Genomic DNA, 17215 nt, shown 5'->3' on the forward strand with positions numbered 1-17215 from the left:
AAGAAATTCTGCTCACGCACCTCACATAATGGCTACGCGGTACGTTTACCTAGTGAAAGCCGCCAACGAGGAGCACCATGAAGCAACCATTCGAACGAGTCGTGAAAGCCCACGGACTGAGCGTTCTTCGGGTGTGCCGGGCATTGCTCGATGAACACCGCGCCCAGGATGCTTGGTCTGAAACTTTCCTCGCGGCGCTCAAGGCCTACCCGCAGCTGGCGGAGGATGCGAACGTGCAGGCCTGGTTGGTGCGCATTGCTCACAGAAAAGCGATAGATGAGCTGCGCAAGCATAAGCCCGAATCGATGCAGTCCGAAGTAGAACCGCGCACCATAAACGGTGCTGCCGGGCCAGCGCAAAACCTCGAGAATCTTGAACTCTGGCAAGCGGTCAAGACGCTTCCGGAAAAACAGCGCCTCGTCCTGGCCTACAGGTATCTGGGCGGCTTGAGCTACGCGCAGATCGCGGACGTGCTTTCGGGAACACCTGAGGCAGCCCGAAGGGCCGGTGCCGATGGAATTAGGAAACTGCGAAGCCAAATGGGCGAAGAACAATTGCCGGGAGCCACATCATGAACACCGTAAAGCTGAATCTCACCCCGAATGCCGAGGAAGCCGAGTTGCTGAAGCAATTGCACACCCGTCTGGCGGCCGAAGCGGACAAGGCGCAGCTGACCGATATTTCCTACCGCGTGATTGATAGCCCGATAGGAAAGCTGCTCTTGGCGCGCACCGAAGCGGGACTGGTGCGCGTTGCGTTCGAGTCCGAAGGCTATGAGCGGATCCTTCAGATGCTTTCGGAGAAGATCGGGCCCCGGATTTTGAGCGTTCCGGCGAAACTGGACGAAGCCGCGCGCCAGCTGGATGAATACTTTGCGGGGCGGCGCCGCGAATTCCAGCTGCCGCTGGATCTGCGGCTCTCCACAGATTTCCGGCGCACGGTTCAAATGGAGCTGGGCCGGATCGGCTATGGGGAAACCCTGAGCTATGCGCAGGTGGCGGAACAGATCGGCAAGCCGAAGGCGGTGCGTGCGGTAGGTTCTGCGTGCGCGACCAATCCATTGCCCATCGTATTGCCCTGCCATCGAGTGCTGCGTACCGACGGTTCCCTCGGAGGCTATCTCGGCGGGCTGCAGACCAAGGTGCAACTGCTGGAACTGGAGAACCCGCAGCTCCAGAGCGCTGAGTCCGAAACGCTGTTTTAGCCGTGGCTGATCAATAATCCCGGCTGACTAGCGGTCTGGCACAACGGAAAATTGCGACCATTGGGTGAAATTCAACTTTCGGGAGAAATGCAGCGGTGGCCGCCACCCCCTGCGGGGTAGCGGCCACCGTGGTGAGGCTGGGAACTACTTACTTGCGTAGTTCGAAGCGGTCCGCATCCATGAGCTTGGCCCAGGCTGCGGCGAAGTCCTTGGCGAACTTCTCCTTGGCATCGTCCGCGGCGTAAACCTCGGCCAATGCACGCAATTCGGAGTTCGAGCCGAAGACCAGATCAACGCGGCTGCCAATCCAGCGGCCGTCGGTGGTCGAGTAGGTCTTCTCCTCGGCGTCCGGGGTCCACTCAAGGCCCAGCTCCAACAAGTTCGCGAAGAAGTCGTTGGTCAACGCACCCGGGGTGTCGGTGAAGACGCCGGTGTTTGAGCCATCCCAGTTGTTGCCCAATACGCGCAGGCCGCCGAAGAGCACGGTCATTTCCGGGGCGGTCAGGCCCAGCAGATTCGCGCGGTCAAGCAGCAAGTACTCGGAAGGCAGCTGCAGGAAGCCCGAATCGTAGTTGCGGAAGCCATCGGCTACTGGCTCGAGCCAGGCGAACTGCTCCACGTCGGTCTGCTCCTGGGTAGCGTCAACGCGACCCGGGGTGAACGGAACGTCAAGCTGCTGGCCGGCCGCCAGGGCAGCCTGCTCAATGCCTACGTTGCCGGCCAAAACCACAACGTCGGCGAAGGAAGCCTTCACGACCGAGGTCGCGTTGAATTCGTCAACGATATTTTCCAGTGCTGCGATGACCGGCTTGAGCTGCTCAGGCTGGTTCACAGTCCAGGAAACCTGTGGTTCCAGACGGATGCGACCGCCGTTAGCGCCGCCACGCTTGTCCGAGGAGCGGAAGCTCGCTGCGGCCTTCCACGCGGTGGAAACCAGTTGCTGAACCGACAGGCCGGATCCGTTGATCAGGGACTTCAACGCGGCGATCTCGGCGTCGCCCAGGGTGACCTCCGGGGCTGCTGGCAATGGATCCTGCCAGGCGAGGTCCTCTGCCGGAACTTCTGGGCCGAAGTAGCGGGACTTCGGGCCCATATCGCGGTGGGTCAGCTTGAACCAGGCGCGGCCGAATGCGTCGGCAAACTTCTCCTGGTTGTTCTTGAAGTCCTCCGAGATTGGACCGTAAATCGGGTCGAAACGCAGGGCCAGGTCACTGGTCAGCATGCGTGGTTCGCGGCGTACGGCTGCGTTGTGGGCCATCGGCACCATGTCATCGCCGGCACCGTCCTTCGGGCGCCACTGCTGCGCGCCGGCCTCCGAGTGGAACAGCTCCCACTCGTAGGCGAAGAGGATGTGGAAGAACTCGTTGTCCCAACGGGTTGGGTGGTAGGTCCAGGTGACTTCCAAGCCCGAGCCGATGGTGTCATCGCCGTGGCCGGTGCCGTGGGTAGACTTCCAACCCAGTCCCTGCATCTCCAATGGAGCCGACTCTGGGTCTTCACCCTTGTGGGATTCGGCGCTGGCGCCGTGGGTCTTGCCGAAGGTGTGGCCGCCAGCGATCAGCGCGACGGTTTCCTCGTCGTCCATGCCCATGCGGCGGAAGGTTTCGCGGATGTCAATGGCCGAAGCCAATGGATCTGCAACGCCATCCGGGCCCTCTGGGTTCACGTAGATCAAGCCCATCTGGACTGCCGCCAATGGCGCTTCCAGATTGCGTGCACCGGTGTAGCGTTCGCTCTCCAGCCAGACCTTTTCCGGGCCCCAGTAGATGTCGTCGTCAGCTTCCCAAACATCCTTGCGGCCGCCGGCGTAGCCGAAGGTTTCGAAGCCCATGTCTTCAAGGGCCACGTTGCCGGTTAGTACGATCAGGTCGGCCCAGGACAGGGACTGGCCGTACTTCTTCTTGACTGGCCACAGCAGTCGACGTGCCTTGTCCAGGTTCACGTTATCTGGCCAGGAATTCAATGGTGCGAAACGCTGCTGACCTGCACCGGCGCCGCCGCGGCCGTCATGCGAGCGGTAAGTGCCCGCAGCGTGCCACGCCATGCGGATGAAGAATGGGCCGTAGTGGCCGAAGTCAGCTGGCCACCAGTCGTAGGACTTGGTCATCAGCTCGGCAATATCAGCCTTGACGGCGGCAAGATCCAGCGCTTCGAAAGCTTCGATGTAATCGAAGTCCGGATCCAGCGGGTTGGTAGCTTCCTGGTTCTTCGAAAGAATCTTCAGGTTCAGCTTATTTGGCCACCATTCGGTATTCGCATTACCCCGGGTAGGGTGAACGCGTCCGGCTCCTACTACTGGGCACTGACCTGTAGTCGTTTCTGACATTTAGTCTTCCTTCCGATAAGGGATTGGGTTTGGCAACTCCGTGTCCGCTCGCCGGCGGCGTGCGAAGACGAAAATTAGTACCTTGCGGTAATTCTTTTCAGACAGATTTCGTGGATGGTTACACTGTCTTGGCTTTTTGGCAGTCTGGGCAAAGTCCCCAATAGATGACCTCGGCCTCGTCGATGCTGAAACCGTGGTGATCCGAGGCATGCAAGCATGGTGCGGCTCCGACGGCGCAGTCCACGTCCGCCAGTGTTCCGCAATTGCGGCAGACCACGTGATGGTGGTTGTCGCCTACGCGGGTTTCGTACCGGGCGATATGGCCGTGGGGCTGGATTTGGCGGAGCAGTCCAAGGCTTGTGAGAAGCTTCAGGGAATCGTAGACCGCCTGATGAGATACCAGCGGGTGCTCTTGGCGAACTGCCTCGATGATGGTTTCGGTATCCGCATGGGGATGAGCTGTCACCGCGGCGAGCACCGCGACGCGCGGGCGGGTGACCCGCATCGATGCTTCGCGCAGCACCTTCTCGATTCCCTCGGATGTTGTCATAGTACTAGCTTGCCCTATTTATTTTGAATGAGTCAAGATAATTACTTGTGTCTTTTCGCTCCACTGAAAAATTCGTGGTCAGAAGCGGTTAAATGAATCTGGCCGACCTTCAGAAGAGCGGATGAAGGACGGCCAGATTCATTGGGGGCTAGTCGCGAGCGCGGCAGATCTCGTTGAGCCGGGCAATGCATGGTTCATTTTGCAAGCTGGTGGTGTCCCCTAGCTTGGTGCCCTCGAAGAGCTGGGTCAGCAGGCGGCGCATGATTTTGCCCGAGCGGGTCTTCGGCACATCGGGGACCAGGACAATATCGCGTGGTTTGGCGATCGGTCCGATCTGCGTGGTGACGGTGGCGCGCAGTTCGGCGATGAACTGCTGCTGGCGGGCGAGCGTCTGTGCATCGGGTTGCGCAGCGACCAGAGAGGCATCCAGCGGCACCACGAACGCGGTGGCCGCGTGCCCGGTCTTCTGATCGGGAGTCGGGCAGACTCCCGCCTCGACCACGCCCGGGTGGGTGACCAGTGCTGATTCGATCTCGATGGTTGACAGCCGGTGCCCGGAAATATTGATCACGTCATCGGTGCGTCCCAGAATGTAGATGTCCCCATCCTCGTCGAAACGCGCGCCATCCCCGGCCAGGAACCAGCCCTGGGCGGCGTACTGCTCCCAGTAGCTGGTGTAGTAGCGTTCCGGGTTTCCCCAGACCGTGCGGGCCATGGACGGGCCGGTCTGGGTGATGACGATATTTCCCTGCTCATTCGGTCCTACGCGGTCGCCTGCGGCATCCACGATGTCCACCGAAACACCGGGCAGCGCCCGCGAAGCGCAGCCGGGCTTGAAATGCTCGTCGGTAGGCAACGGAGAGAGGACGGTTGCGCCGGACTCGGACTGCCACCAGGTATCGACCATGGGGATGCCGCCATCGGTGTCGCGCCCCAGCTGAGCGCGCAGCCAGCGCCATGCCTCCGGGTTGACCGCTTCGCCCACGGTGCCGCCCACCCGCACGGAGGACAGGTCATACTCGGCCGGAGCGCCTGCGGGGAACCAACCCATCAGCGAGCGGACCAGCGTCGGCGCGGTGTAGTAGCTGGTGACCTTGTAGCGTTCGATAATCTCAAAGTGGCGACCTGGATGGGGTGCGTTGGGCACGCCCTCGTAGATCACCTGGGTGACGCCGTTGGCCAGCGGGCCGTAGATCTCATAGGTGTGCGCGGTGACCCAGGCGAGGTCGGCGGTGCACCAGTGCACGTCGTGGGAGCGCCGGGACTCGTCCGGGTTTCCGAACAACAGATTGTGGCTGTAGGCGGCCTGGGTCAGATAGCCTCCCGTAGTGTGCACCAAGCCCTTCGGCTGCCCGGTGGTTCCGGAGGTGTACATGATGAAGAGCGGGGTCTCTGAATCGAAAGCCTGCGCTGCGTGCGCGGTGGACTGGGTTTCCACCGTCTCATGCCACCACACGTCGCGTCCCGCGGTCCAAGGAATCTCATCCCCGGTCCGGCGGATCACCAGAACCTTTTCGATGCTGTTTTCGCCGGATACCGCAATATCGGCGTTGGCCTTGACCGGAACCGAAGTGCCGCGCCGGAACTGGCCATCGGTGGTGACCAAAAGCTTTGCTTTGGTGTCTTCCACGCGGAACTTCAGCGCTTCCGCAGAGAAGCCACCGAAGACCAGCGAGTGAATTGCCCCAATTCGTGCACAGGCCAAGGTGATGACGATCGTTTCAACGAGCACCGGCAGATAGATGACCACACGGTCCCCCTTGGCCACACCCAGTTCCAGCAGGGCGTTCGCCGCTTGGCTGACCCGGTCTTGGAGGTTCTGATAGGTCACCGCGATGCGATCACCTGGCTCGCCTTCGAAGTAGAGGGCTACCTTGTCGCCGTTGCCAGCCGCCACGTGGCGGTCCGCGCAGTTCACCGCGGCGTTGAGCTTGCCGCCCAGGTACCAGGAGATCTGCGGGCCGCGTTTGGCTTCTACATCTGCCGGGATGATCTGGCTGGTGGTGTGCCATGGGGTGTCCCAGTCAAGCAGGTTCGCCGCTTCATCCCAGAATTCCTGGCGGGCCTCGGCGTTGGAGGGCTGTTTTGTACTGGCCAATTCGGTGGTGGTCATAGCGGATCCTTGAAAGTGATTCGAGTTGTTGGCTTAGGTCCAGCGGTTGATCGCCCAGCGTTCTGCTACCGAGAGCAGGGCATCGGTGATCTTTCCGAAGACGGCGAGCAGGATAATTGTCAGGATCAACCGGTCGATGCGACCGTTGTTCTGCGAGTCGGTGAGCAGATAGCCCAGCCCCATGGAGGCGCCGAGCAGCTCGGCGGCGACCAAGAACAGCCAGGCCTGGGCCAAGGCGAGGCGAAGCCCGGAGAAGACCGAAGGAACCACGGCGGGCAGCTGCACGGTGCGCAGCAGCTTCAGGCCGTTCAGGCCGAACGCGCGCGCGGCTTCGATGAGCTGGCGGTCCACGTGGCGCAGGGCCAAGGCAACGGTGGTGAACACCGGGAAGAATGCGCCGATGATGACCAGCGTGACCTTGGAGTCCTCGCCCATCTTCATCCACAGAATGAGCAACGGAACCCAGGCCAGCGAGGGCACGGCGCGCAGCGCCCCGATGCTCAGGCCGAGCAATGCGTCCGCGAGCCGGGACAATCCGACCAGCGCGCCGAAGAGCAGCCCGAGCAGCGAACCGAAGAAGAATCCGAGCAGTACACGCTGGGTCGAAATGCCCACGTGCTTGCCCAGCTCTCCGCCTTCGAGCAGTTCGCCGGCCGCGGCCACCACGGCCGCCGGCGTCGGCAAGGACCACGGCGCGACGATGCCGGTGGTCGTGACCACCTGCCAGGTGAGCAAGACGATGATCGGCAGGATCAGCGCGAGCAGCCAGTGCGGTAGCTTCAGCAGCTTGACGCCAAGGCTTTCGCGCGCCTGCACCGGCGTGCTGGCTTGTTGTGTTTGATTCGCTGAAGACATGTTGCTTATTCTCCGGCGATCTTCGTCGCGTCGGCCTGGGAAGCGAACTGATCATCCACCAGGGATTCCAGCGCTTCATCGACCGCGTCCTGGGTGGAGACGTCCTTGTTGGCCACGAAGGTAGGTCCGATATTGCGCAGCACCGAAGTGAAATCCTCACCCGGAACGGTGTCCACGTCGAGGTTCGAGCGTTCCTCGATCACTTGGGTGGCCACCGGCGCCTCCAGGCCTGCAGCTTCGGCCAGAATGCTCGCCGTTTCAGCAGGGTTGGCGGTGGCCCATTCGCGGGCCTTCTCGTAGGAGTCCACCACCAGCTGGGCGAGTTCGGGGCTTTCCTCGATGAAATCTTCGCGGGCATTCAGAGCGCCGTAGGTGTTGAAGTCCAGGTTGCGGTAGAGCAGCTTCGCGCCGTCTTGTTCGGCGTCAGCCATGATCGGATCCAGGCCGCTCCAGGCATCGACTGAACCGTTGACCAGCGCGGTGCGCCCATCGGCGTGCTGCACGTTCTGCAAGGTGATGTCCGAATCGCTCAGACCGGCTTCGGCTAAGGACTGCAGCAGGAAGAAGTAGGGGTCGGTGCCCTTGGTGGCCGCGACCTGTTTGCCCTTCAGGTCCTTGACTGATTTGATGTCCGAATCTTCGTTCACCACGAGGGCGGACCATTCGGGCTGCGAATACAGCGAGATGGTCTTGATGGGTGAACCGTTGGAGCGGGCCAATAGCGCTGCCGAACCCGCGGTGGATCCCACATCCACGGCGTCTGCGCGCAGCGCCTCGTTGGCCTTGTTCGAACCCGCCGACTGAATCCACTCGATGGTGACCCCCTGTTCCTGGGCGGCAGCGTCCAGCCAACCCTTTTCTTTCAGAACCAGGCTCAGCGGATTGTAGGTGGCGAAGTCGATCGACAGCGTCTGGCCATCGGCTGCGGCGTTCTCGCCCGCGCATCCGGTCAGAGCTAGGGCCGAAATGCTGAACGTTGCTACGGAGAGTGCGGCGCGACGGGAAAAGCGATTCGAGAGCATGGGAAATCCTTGATTTGTGCGAATGGAAGGCCTGCGAGGCCGAATGAGTGCGGTAGGAAGTACTAGTGGTTCGCCGGATCAACGCCGAGCAGGCTGAGCAGCGCTGTGCGGTGTGCGACGAATTCGTTGCTCGTATGGCTGCGCGGATGCTCCGCGGACAGGACTCGATCTTCGATCACGGTCGCCGAGGCCTGGCCCTCGGGGCGGCCCAGCACGACGACGCGGTCGGCGAGAGTCAGCGCCTCATCGACGTCGTGGGTCACCAGCAGCACGGTTGTCGGGAAAGACTTGTGGATGGCCAGCAGCAGGTCCTGCATCTTCATTCGGGTCAGCGCGTCGAGAGCCCCAAAGGGTTCGTCGAGTAGCAGGACGCCCGGGCGCCGGGCCAACGCGCGAGCAAGCGAAACCCGCTGAGCCATGCCACCGGAAATTTCACGTGGGCGCAGATCCGCTGCGTGGCTCAAGCCGGTCAGCTCCAGCAGCTCGGCGATCAGCTGACGCCCGGATTGCTTGTCGGTTCCCGGTGCAAGGCCGATGGACACGTTGTCGCGGACGGAGCGCCAAGGTAATAGCCGTGGTTCCTGGAATGCAACGGCGCACCGCTCATCGATCCCTGTCACAGCGCGGCTTCCGATGACCACAGACCCGGTGGAGGGGCGGTCCAGGCCGGACGCCGCCCGCAAGAGGGTCGATTTGCCGCAACCGCTTGCGCCGAGAATTGCAACAATCTGTCCCGCTTCGAGGTGTAGATTCACATCGCGAAGCACCGTGTTGCTTTCCTTCTTAGTGGTGAAAGTACGCGATAGGTCCAGGAACTCCACTTCGAGTGCCGTCGCGTTTTGGACGGTCTCAGGCAAGGCAAAAGCTGTAGTCATATTCATCTCCATCGTTCCTGGCGGTAGCACCGGCCGCCGTTAGGTTTATGAACCGTGGGTGGTGGTTGCTGCGGCGTCACAGAGCCAGATCTCTCGGCCGCTCGGGATGGTTACATGACTATTACAGGCATTCGAACGATTTCAATGCAAATCTTTCGTAACATGCAAAATATTCGATAGATGCGTCACATCATCGTGATGTTTCGATTTATATTTCATCAATCGCGTATTTGGCTGAAAAATCAGTAAACGCTAGCTGTGGTGTTCGGCCGCGCCGGGTAAGTGCTGTCCTTGATGCATTTCAATGACGATCCGTGCACGAAGAAATGTGACTAACCGGGTTGATGCCGACGTAAAACTCAGGCTACAAATGATTACGAACCATCCAGAGCGACCGAGAGATCTGGCTCGAAGACGTCGCAGCAACCACCCACCAATTTATTGGCGCGGGACGGTGCTACAGCCAGGACCGATGGAAAGAATTGAGGACTTTCAATGTCATTTGGCGATCCCGCTGGCGACTTTAATGCGCTTAGCGACCCGTCTTTTGCGGGTAGCGCGGTGGAGCTTGACGACCTTCCCCAAGAGCTTCCGACCCGGCAGCTGTTAAAAATTACCCCAGGACCCGGTGCGGACGAACAGTACGAGCGGCTTGCCGATATTTTCCGTCCGGTGTTCGCGCAGATCGCCCTGGGCGCAAAAGAACGCGACCGGCAGCGAATCCTGCCATTTGAACAAGTGGGTTTGCTGAACCGTGAACGCTTCGGTGCGCTGCGTCTACCGGTTGCCGACGGAGGGCACGGGGCGCGTTTGAGCGATTGCTTCCGATTGCTCATCGAATTAGCCGAGGCAGACTCGCACGTAGCTCAGCTTTGGCGTGCACACATTGCCTTCGTGGAAAACGTGGTGCGCCTTGAGGACCCGCTGCTCCGAAGCAAATGGGTCGCCCGGATCAGCTCCGGGCAGATCGTGGGCAACGCCTACACCGAGGAAGGCGGCAATGCCCTGGGGGTGCTCAATACCAAGGTCACCGAGGAGGGCTCGCGCTGGCTGGTGAACGGACGAAAGTTCTATTGCACCGGCACCATCTTCGCCGATTGGACCACCGTAGCGGTGGCTCACCCACAACTTCCTGGACGCCAGATCGCAGTGGTTTCCACGCAGCACAGTGGCGTGAAAATCCTTGATGACTGGGACGGGTTTGGCCAACAGCTCACCGGCACCGGCACCACCGAGTTCCACGAAGTTCCGGTGGACACCTTCATGCCGGAGGACCCCACGGATCCAGAGGCCTCAATCTTCCAACTGGTGCTCATGGCAGTCCAAGCAGGCATCGGACGGGCGGCATTAAACGACCTGCGCTCATCGGTGCAGGCGCGTACCCGCAGTTTCAGCACCGGCACCGGAGTCCCGGTGCACCGTGAACCGCAGGTACTGCAGCTTGTCGGCGAGGTCTCCGCCGAAATCTTTGCCGCGGATTCCGTGGTCATGGGCGCCGTGCTGGAGGTCGAATCGGCAATGACCGATCAGAACCTGAACGCCGAGGAACGCTTTGCCGTCTGCGAACTAGCGGCAAACCGCGCACAGACGATCGTGCAGCCACTGGTCATCGGTGCAACGAGCAAACTCTTCGACGCGCTTGGTGCATCTTCCACCCGCAATAGCTGCAATATGGACCGCCACTGGCGCAACGCACGCACCATTGCGACGCACAATCCGGCGATCTATAAAGCGCGCATCGTAGGGGACTACGAGATCAACGGCGTGCAGCCCCAGCGGCTGTCCGTCACCGGCACGGTAGCCGGAGCCAACCGGTACTCCGGCACATAAATGAAACTTCTCGAACGCAAATCTTCAGAATTACCAGATTTCAACTTCCATGGATAGGGGCACACCAATGAGCGAGAACAAGCGCGAAATCCTTTTTAACGCCTTTGATATGAACTGCGTTGTACACCAGTCGCCAGGCCTCTGGCGCCACCCGGATGACAAGGCTTCGACCTACAACACCCTGGGCTACTGGACGCACCTGGCCAAGGTGCTGGAAAAGGGAAAATTCGACGGCCTGTTCCTCGCAGACGTGCTGGGCACCTACGACGTGTACAAGGGCACCAACGTTACCCCGCTGGGCTCCGGCGCCCAGGCCCCGGTCAACGACCCGATGATGCTGGTTTCCGCCATGGCCGCCGTGACCGAGAACCTCGGCTTCGGCGTCACCGCGGGTACTGCCTACGAGCACCCTTACGCCTTTGCCCGCCGTCTGGCCACCCTGGATCATCTGACCAACGGCCGCGTGGGCTGGAACGTCGTCACCGGGTACCTTCCCTCGGCCGCCCGCAATATGGGCCAGGAAGACCAGATGGAGCACGACGAGCGCTACAACCACGCCGATGAGTACCTCGAGGTGGTCTACAAGCTGCTCGAGGGCTCGTGGGAAGAGGACGCGGTGCAGAACAACAAGGAAACCGGCGTCTACACCGACCCAGCCAAGGTCCACCCGATCAACCACGAAGGCAAGTACTTCAAGGTTCCGGGCATCGCCATCACCGAGCCGTCCACCCAGCGCACCCCGGTGATCTACCAGGCCGGCGCGTCCAAGCGCGGCACCGAATTCGCCGCGTCGAATGCAGAAGCGATCTTCGTGAACTGCCCAACTCGAGATTTGCTCAAGGAAGCGGTCGCCAAAATTCGCGACGCTGCCGAAGCCGCAGGCCGTGGCCGCTACGACATCAAGGTCTTCGCCATGCAGACCATCATCACCGCCGAAACCACCGAACTTGCCCAGGCAAAGTTCGAGGACTACAGCTCCTACGTGGATATCGAGGGGTCGCTCGCACTGCTTTCGGGTTGGACCGGCATCGACATGTCCGTCTACGGACCGGATGACGTGATTGGCGACGACGTGAAGTCCAACGCCATCCAGTCCTCGGTAGAAACCTTCAAGAAGGCCAGCGGTGATACCGGAAAGCCATGGACCATCCGCCAGTTGGCCGAATGGATCGGCGTTGGCGGATTCGGCCCGGTCTCCGTCGGTTCGGGTGCTGAGGTAGCCGAGAAGCTCATCGACTGGGTGGACTACACCGACGTGGACGGCTTCAACCTCGCCTATGCTGTCACTCCAGGCACCTTCGAGGACGTCGTCGAGTACGTGGTCCCCGAGCTGCAGGCACGCGGGGTCTACAAGACCGAATACACCGAGGGCTCGCTGCGCCACAAGCTCTTCGGCGAGGGTGACCGGGTGAAGGACACCCACCGTGCAGCCCAGTATAAGATTGCGAACCGTCTGGCTCCGCAGGCCTAGGGTCTTGAAAATCAAATAGTGACGCAAAAAAACCAGCAAGTCCCCGCGAAACACTGAAATTCCCGGGGACTTGCTGGTTTTAGTGGCTATTTAGCGGGCGTGACCACCATGGCCGAACCGCCGCCACGGCGGGTTGGTTCAGCCGCCGCGGTCAGAGACCCATCAGCGGCGATTTCCACCGCCTCAACCGCACCGATTTCGGCCTGCGGAGTGAAGGAATCACCAGCGGGGGTGAGCTTGTGGCCGAAAGCCTCAAGCGCTGAGCCGTAGGCCTCGATGAATTCGGGCTCTGCCGTCACTGCCGCGGTATTGCGCTGCGAGGCGCGAGGTGCCGCGATTGCCTGGCTGATGTCCATGCCCAAATCAATGCGGTTCACCAAGGTCTGCAGCACCGTCGTGATGATGGTGGAGCCACCGGGGGAGCCGATGGCGAGCATCGGTTCGCCATCGCGCAGCACAATCGTTGGTGCCATCGACGAGCGCGGACGCTTGCCCGGTTCGATGCGGTTTGGATCCTGCGGATCGTACACCGTGGAGAAGTCGGTCAGCTCGTTATTCAGCAGGAATCCGCGCTCCGGCACCACCATTCCCGAACCGCCGGTCTGCTCGATGGTCAGCGTGTAGGAAACCACATTGCCCCAGCGGTCAACCACCGAAAGGTGGGTGGTGGAGATATTCTCGGTATCCTGCTCAATCACCGGTTCGCTGGTTGCCGCGGGGCACAATCCGTCATAGCCATCAATGTCGCCCGGCGCTACCGGTTTCACCGCGGCCTGGTCGGGATCAATCGCGCACGCCCGGTCGATGCCGAACAACTTGTCGGTCAGGGTTGCGGTGGGAACATCCACAAATGCCGGGTCGCCAACAAACTTGCCGCGATCGGCGTAGGCCAAGGCCGTCGCTTCAAAGTAGTGGTGAAGCGCCGAGGGCTGCTCCATGCCCGAGAGGACGAATTCGCCAAGAATATTCAGCGATTCTCCGATGGAGGTTCCTCCGCTGGACGATGGCGCCATGCCAAAGACATCCAAGCCACGGTAGGTCACCTTGGTTGGCTGCTGCTCCACCACCTCGTAGTCCGCCAGATCGGCGGTGCTCACATAACCGGCCGGAACCGGGAGCTCGGTGCCTTCAACCTTGGGTGGAGCTTGCACCGTCTGGGATATTTCCTCGGCCATCTCGCCCTGGTAGAACGCCGAGGGGCCCTGCTTGGCAAGTAACCGGTAGGTCTGAGCAAGATCCGGGTTCTTGAAGATGCTGCCAACCTGGGGTGCATCGCCATCGGGCAAGAACAGCTCGCTCGTCGAGCTGAAAGCTGCGAAGCGTTCCTTGTTATCAAGGGTCTGTTCGCGGAAGGTTTCATCGACCACAAAACCTCGTGAGGCCACTTGGGTGGCCGGGCGCAAAACTTTCTTCAAGCTTTGGGAACCCCAATTATCCAATGCACGCTGCCAAGTGGCCAGAGTTCCGGGCACACCTACGGCCACGCCGCTGGTCACCAGTTCGGGCGTGAAGTTATACGGATCGCCAGTCTCCGGGTCGACAAAGGCATCTTGGGGCATTGCTGCCGGTGCTGTCTCGCGGCCGTCAATTGTGCTGATTTTTCCGGTTTTCGAGTCGTAGTACATGAAGTAGCCGCCGCCACCGATACCCGCGCTATAAGGTTCGGTCACGCCCAGCGCTGCCGCGGTTGCGACAGCCGCATCCACTGCGTTGCCGCCTTTGCGTAGGATGTCAATGCCGGCGGCGGTCGCTTCCGGGTCCACGGATGAGACAGCGCCGCCGCTGCCTTTGGCCGTTGGCATTTTGTCGGTCGCCCTGGGATCGGCGCTGGCCGGCAGTGCGGTGAAAGTGCCCAGTCCCAGCGCGAGTGCCGCAGCGCTGGCGATAGCTCTCGTACATGCTCGTGACATACTTTGATCTCCTGAAAAGGTGGGGATGAAGTAAGCGCCAATTTACGGGAGAACCACCGCAGATAAGGGCTGTGACACGCATCACTGTAAGGGCTTATCCGCAATTTAGCGCAGGTCGGAACATATTTAACTTTGGTTTCACCATCACGGCCGCGCTCTCGGCGCGAATGCGTAGGTATGAAGTTAATCCGGTTCGACGGTTACTGCCGCCCAGGCGGAGGGCTGCTTCGGAGACCTTTGGAGCCGGTGAGGAATTCGCGCTTTCTGAACTGCGCTTAGGCTAAGAGCATGAGCAACGAACACGCCACCGAGATGCCGCCGCTAGATCTTGCCTCAGCCGCACAAATGTGGGATGAATACCGCAAAAGCTGTGCCAGCGATCCGGGCGAATACGTGGTGGAATACTTCGGAGACAGCCCTGCGCTGGCCGACTCGTTATTGCGAGAAGTCACCCACGGACAGAAACGCGCTACCTCAAGCCTCGAAAACGAGTACCTTGCCGAGAACGAAACTCTCCCACAGGTCGGTTCGCATTGGATCGCCTGCGACGGCATCGGGATACCGCAGATTATCCTGCGTACCAGCGAGGTAACGTTGAGATCATTCGACCAGGTGGACGCCGACTTTGCCTACGCCGAGGGCGAGGACGACCGTAGCTTGGCAAGCTGGCGCCGGGAACACGAGAAGTTCTGGAAGCGGACGCAGCAAGCAGATTTTGGCAAGCGGTGGGAACCGGCAATCACCAGCATCCCCGGTGAACGAATCGTATGCGAACGCTTCGAAGTGGTCTGGCCCCGCCACTAGATTTCAGACGCAAGATTTGCTCCACCTTGCTGTTCAGGATTCCTGCTTTGCTTCCTTGAAAGGGACAATCAAGGTATTCGAATTACGTTCCGAAGTCAAGATGTACGCTCTGCGCCGTCACTCAGCGACATGTGACGATTGAGCACCGCATTTATGGCCCATTTTCCTGCCATTTGAGCCCCGATGGTGACTTCATGACGCATATATAACGTCATGGTTGTTCACGAAGCGGCCATGGGCACAGACTGAAACTGTTCGATTCACATGTCGAATGGTAACCATCCAGAGCGACCGAGAGACCTGGCTTAATGACGTCGCAGCAACCACCCCTCACGGGGCCGGTGCTACTGCCAGGACCGATGGAGCAGTCTGACACACCGACACTGTTCCCGAGATCCAGAGACGTGCGAAAGCCGGTAACTTCCTGAATCGACGGATCACGGCTGTTTGAGACTCTGCGCGGTGCCAGCACCAAGGAGAACAAATGCGAACGATTTTATCTGGGCGATCAAATGATTGAAATCCGCCAGTTGCATAAGCATTACGACACGGCCCAGGGCCGAATCGAAGTCCTCAAGGGGATCGATCTGGACGTCCAATCAGGGTCAATCACCGCAGTGGTTGGGCCTTCGGGAGCCGGCAAATCCACCTTGTCCCATTGCATCTCACTGCTGGAAAAGCCCAGCAGCGGCCAGATCTTGGTTGAGGGAAAAGATTTGTCCGTGCTCTCCGGCAAGGAACTCCGTGCGGAGCGTCGTGCCATCGGGACGATCTTCCAGAACTCAGCCCTTTTGCGCCGCATGACGGTAGCCGAAAATGTCGCGTTGCCGCTGCGCAACCTAGGCGTAATCCACCATGAGATGGAAAACCGGGTAGCCGAGCTCTTGGACCGCGTTGGCCTCGCAGATCGCGCCAATTCTTACCCCGGAGAACTATCCGGTGGCCAACGCCAGCGCGTGGGCATCGCCCGGGCGCTCGCACTACGTCCGCGATTGCTGCTCTCGGATGAAGCAACTTCGGGACTGGACCCCGAATCCACCGCGCAGGTTCTAGGACTGCTCGACTCTTTGCGCACTGATTTGGGTTTGGCTATCATCCTGATAACCCACGAGATGGATGTGGTGCGCCATATAGCCGACCAAGTCGCCCAGCTAGACGGCGGTCGGATCGCCGAATACGGTGACCTTCGAGGCCTGGTGTCTGATCCGGATTCGGTGACCGGTTCAAAGCTTCTGCCCTTGCGCCCAGATCTGGTACCCGCAGGATTCGAATTCACCCTGACCGTGGCATATCAAGCGGCGCACGTGGACCCTTCATGGATATCCCGGCTCGGAATTGAGCACGGTGCACGGGTCGCGCTGCTCGGTGGCTCCGTGGAAGCGCATCACGAAGGAACACTGGGTCGCGTTGAAATCGGGTTGACCGGCATCACTGAAGAACGAGCCATCGCTGTACTAGGCGGATGGGGACTGCGAGCCACGCCACGAGCCCAACAGCTCCTTGCCAGCACGGCCAACCACGAGGAACGCACTGAGGTGACGGTATGAGAATCCCAACCGAAAGCGCTGCCGTTGGCACCGACACTCCATGGAGCGAACTGCCCGCCCTCATGCTTCCGGCCTATGGACAGACATGGGCAATGGTCGGCATCGTGATGGTTTTAGTGATCTTCTTTGGCGGAATTATGGGTTTGGCGCTGTTCAACACGGACCGGCAGGGCCTCTTTCCCCACGATAAGAGCCACGGGGCGCTGAGCTGGATCGTCAACATGGGACGCTCGCTACCGTTCCTAGTCTTAATGGCGGCGATTATCCCGTTCACCAAATGGGTGACCGGAACAACCATCGGCATTTGGGCAGCTGTCGTGCCGATGACCATTGCGGGCATTCCATTCTTCGCTCGACTCGTGCAAAACGCGCTCAACGATCTGCCCAAGGAGAATCTGGCCGTTGGCCTGGTAACCGGTGGAACGCCGCTGCAAATCATTGGTGCCACGCAGATCCGCGAGGCGCTACCTGCCTTAGCCTCCGCCATCACGCTCAACACCATCTCGATGGTCGAGTATTCGGCCATCGCCGGAACCATTGGGGCAGGCGGTATCGGCTACTTGGCAGTCACCTACGGCTATCAGCGCTTCGACATGAACGTCATGCTCGCCACGATCCTCGCACTCATTCTGACCGTGCAAATAGTCCAATTCCTCGGCGACCGTATCGCCCGCGCACTGGCCCGTCCCTAAGCGCCCTAAAGCAAAC

At 60.4% G+C, this 17215-nt stretch carries 14 protein-coding genes and 3 riboswitches; of the genes, 7 read left to right on the plus strand and 7 right to left on the minus strand.

The features are described 5' to 3' along the window. Window positions 1–77: 77 nt before the first annotated feature. Together LG294_RS01355 and LG294_RS01360 are read left to right on the plus strand one after the other, a co-directional pair. Window positions 78–575: an RNA polymerase sigma factor gene (locus LG294_RS01355; protein WP_404288793.1), complete on the plus strand. Its 498-nt coding sequence runs from the start codon at window positions 78–80 to the stop codon at window positions 573–575. Beyond that, window positions 572–1204 (plus strand): methylated-DNA--[protein]-cysteine S-methyltransferase, encoded by a 633-nt coding sequence (locus LG294_RS01360; RefSeq protein WP_404288795.1) that lies wholly within the window; start codon window positions 572–574, stop codon window positions 1202–1204. The genes LG294_RS01355 and LG294_RS01360 overlap by 4 nt, the downstream gene beginning before the upstream one ends. A gap of 148 nt (window positions 1205–1352) precedes the next feature. Here the strand turns inward: LG294_RS01360 and katG are convergent, their stop codons facing one another. The 6 genes from katG to LG294_RS01390 form a co-directional block, all read right to left on the minus strand. Then, the gene (katG, locus tag LG294_RS01365; RefSeq protein WP_404288797.1) at window positions 1353–3530 is read right to left on the minus strand and encodes a catalase/peroxidase HPI; all 2178 of its coding nucleotides are present in this window, start codon (window positions 3528–3530) and stop codon (window positions 1353–1355) included. Window positions 3531–3648: 118 nt separating this feature from the next. Further along, window positions 3649–4080, minus strand: a complete 432-nt coding sequence (locus tag LG294_RS01370; protein WP_404288799.1) for a Fur family transcriptional regulator — start codon at window positions 4078–4080, stop codon at window positions 3649–3651. 148 nt (window positions 4081–4228) lie between these two features. Beyond that, the gene (gene acs / locus LG294_RS01375) at window positions 4229–6193 is read right to left on the minus strand and encodes an acetate--CoA ligase (RefSeq protein WP_404288801.1); all 1965 of its coding nucleotides are present in this window, start codon (window positions 6191–6193) and stop codon (window positions 4229–4231) included. 33 nt (window positions 6194–6226) lie between these two features. Then, window positions 6227–7048 carry an ABC transporter permease gene (locus LG294_RS01380; protein WP_404288803.1) on the minus strand — a complete coding sequence of 274 codons (822 nt, stop codon included), beginning with the start codon at window positions 7046–7048 and terminating at the stop codon, window positions 6227–6229. A gap of 5 nt (window positions 7049–7053) precedes the next feature. After that, window positions 7054–8070 (minus strand): aliphatic sulfonate ABC transporter substrate-binding protein, encoded by a 1017-nt coding sequence (locus tag LG294_RS01385; protein WP_404288805.1) that lies wholly within the window; start codon window positions 8068–8070, stop codon window positions 7054–7056. Window positions 8071–8132: 62 nt separating this feature from the next. Beyond that, the gene (locus LG294_RS01390) at window positions 8133–8945 is read right to left on the minus strand and encodes an ABC transporter ATP-binding protein (RefSeq protein WP_404288807.1); all 813 of its coding nucleotides are present in this window, start codon (window positions 8943–8945) and stop codon (window positions 8133–8135) included. A gap of 5 nt (window positions 8946–8950) precedes the next feature. After that, window positions 8951–9058, minus strand: a riboswitch (SAM riboswitch). A 265-nt stretch (window positions 9059–9323) separates the two neighbouring features. After that, a riboswitch (SAM riboswitch) is annotated at window positions 9324–9424 on the plus strand. Window positions 9425–9440: 16 nt separating this feature from the next. Here LG294_RS01390 and LG294_RS01395 point away from each other — a divergent pair. Together LG294_RS01395 and LG294_RS01400 are read left to right on the plus strand one after the other, a co-directional pair. Continuing rightward, a complete protein-coding gene (locus LG294_RS01395; RefSeq protein WP_404288809.1) occupies window positions 9441–10775 on the plus strand; it encodes an acyl-CoA dehydrogenase in 1335 nt (444 codons plus the stop codon). A gap of 67 nt (window positions 10776–10842) precedes the next feature. Further along, window positions 10843–12246: an LLM class flavin-dependent oxidoreductase gene (locus LG294_RS01400; RefSeq protein WP_404288811.1), complete on the plus strand. Its 1404-nt coding sequence runs from the start codon at window positions 10843–10845 to the stop codon at window positions 12244–12246. A gap of 86 nt (window positions 12247–12332) precedes the next feature. On the opposite strand, the gene ggt is transcribed toward LG294_RS01400, so the two are convergent. Further along, entirely contained in the window at window positions 12333–14156 is a 1824-nt protein-coding gene (gene ggt, locus LG294_RS01405) for a gamma-glutamyltransferase (protein ID WP_404288813.1), read from the minus strand. A gap of 288 nt (window positions 14157–14444) precedes the next feature. Between ggt and LG294_RS01410 the strand changes: the two genes are divergently transcribed. From LG294_RS01410 to LG294_RS01420, 3 genes are all read left to right on the plus strand, one after another. Further along, window positions 14445–14960, plus strand: a complete 516-nt coding sequence (locus LG294_RS01410; RefSeq protein ID WP_404288815.1) for an ASCH domain-containing protein — start codon at window positions 14445–14447, stop codon at window positions 14958–14960. 275 nt (window positions 14961–15235) lie between these two features. Then, a riboswitch (SAM riboswitch) is annotated at window positions 15236–15326 on the plus strand. 146 nt (window positions 15327–15472) lie between these two features. Beyond that, window positions 15473–16507 carry a methionine ABC transporter ATP-binding protein gene (locus LG294_RS01415; protein WP_404288817.1) on the plus strand — a complete coding sequence of 345 codons (1035 nt, stop codon included), beginning with the start codon at window positions 15473–15475 and terminating at the stop codon, window positions 16505–16507. Then, window positions 16504–17199 (plus strand): methionine ABC transporter permease, encoded by a 696-nt coding sequence (locus tag LG294_RS01420; protein ID WP_404288819.1) that lies wholly within the window; start codon window positions 16504–16506, stop codon window positions 17197–17199. The genes LG294_RS01415 and LG294_RS01420 overlap by 4 nt, the downstream gene beginning before the upstream one ends. Window positions 17200–17215 lie beyond the last annotated feature (16 nt).

Origin of the sequence: Glutamicibacter arilaitensis (genome assembly GCF_044793945.1) — a bacterium.
GTDB lineage: Bacteria > Actinomycetota > Actinomycetes > Actinomycetales > Micrococcaceae > Glutamicibacter > Glutamicibacter arilaitensis_B.

Excerpts from the sequence above, each read along its gene's own strand:
- acs (WP_404288801.1), bottom strand. The coding sequence starts at position 6,193 with ATGACCACCACCGAATTGGCCAGTACAAAACAGCCCTCCAACGCCGAG.
- LG294_RS01390 (WP_404288807.1), bottom strand. The coding sequence starts at position 8,945 with ATGACTACAGCTTTTGCCTTGCCTGAGACCGTCCAAAACGCGACGGCA.
- katG (WP_404288797.1), bottom strand. The coding sequence starts at position 3,530 with ATGTCAGAAACGACTACAGGTCAGTGCCCAGTAGTAGGAGCCGGACGC.
- LG294_RS01410 (WP_404288815.1), top strand. The coding sequence starts at position 14,445 with ATGAGCAACGAACACGCCACCGAGATGCCGCCGCTAGATCTTGCCTCA.
- LG294_RS01370 (WP_404288799.1), bottom strand. The coding sequence starts at position 4,080 with ATGACAACATCCGAGGGAATCGAGAAGGTGCTGCGCGAAGCATCGATG.
- LG294_RS01395 (WP_404288809.1), top strand. The coding sequence starts at position 9,441 with ATGTCATTTGGCGATCCCGCTGGCGACTTTAATGCGCTTAGCGACCCG.
- LG294_RS01420 (WP_404288819.1), top strand. The coding sequence starts at position 16,504 with ATGAGAATCCCAACCGAAAGCGCTGCCGTTGGCACCGACACTCCATGG.
- LG294_RS01360 (WP_404288795.1), top strand. The coding sequence starts at position 572 with ATGAACACCGTAAAGCTGAATCTCACCCCGAATGCCGAGGAAGCCGAG.
- LG294_RS01385 (WP_404288805.1), bottom strand. The coding sequence starts at position 8,070 with ATGCTCTCGAATCGCTTTTCCCGTCGCGCCGCACTCTCCGTAGCAACG.
- LG294_RS01355 (WP_404288793.1), top strand. The coding sequence starts at position 78 with ATGAAGCAACCATTCGAACGAGTCGTGAAAGCCCACGGACTGAGCGTT.
- LG294_RS01415 (WP_404288817.1), top strand. The coding sequence starts at position 15,473 with ATGATTGAAATCCGCCAGTTGCATAAGCATTACGACACGGCCCAGGGC.
- ggt (WP_404288813.1), bottom strand. The coding sequence starts at position 14,156 with ATGTCACGAGCATGTACGAGAGCTATCGCCAGCGCTGCGGCACTCGCG.
- LG294_RS01400 (WP_404288811.1), top strand. The coding sequence starts at position 10,843 with ATGAGCGAGAACAAGCGCGAAATCCTTTTTAACGCCTTTGATATGAAC.
- LG294_RS01380 (WP_404288803.1), bottom strand. The coding sequence starts at position 7,048 with ATGTCTTCAGCGAATCAAACACAACAAGCCAGCACGCCGGTGCAGGCG.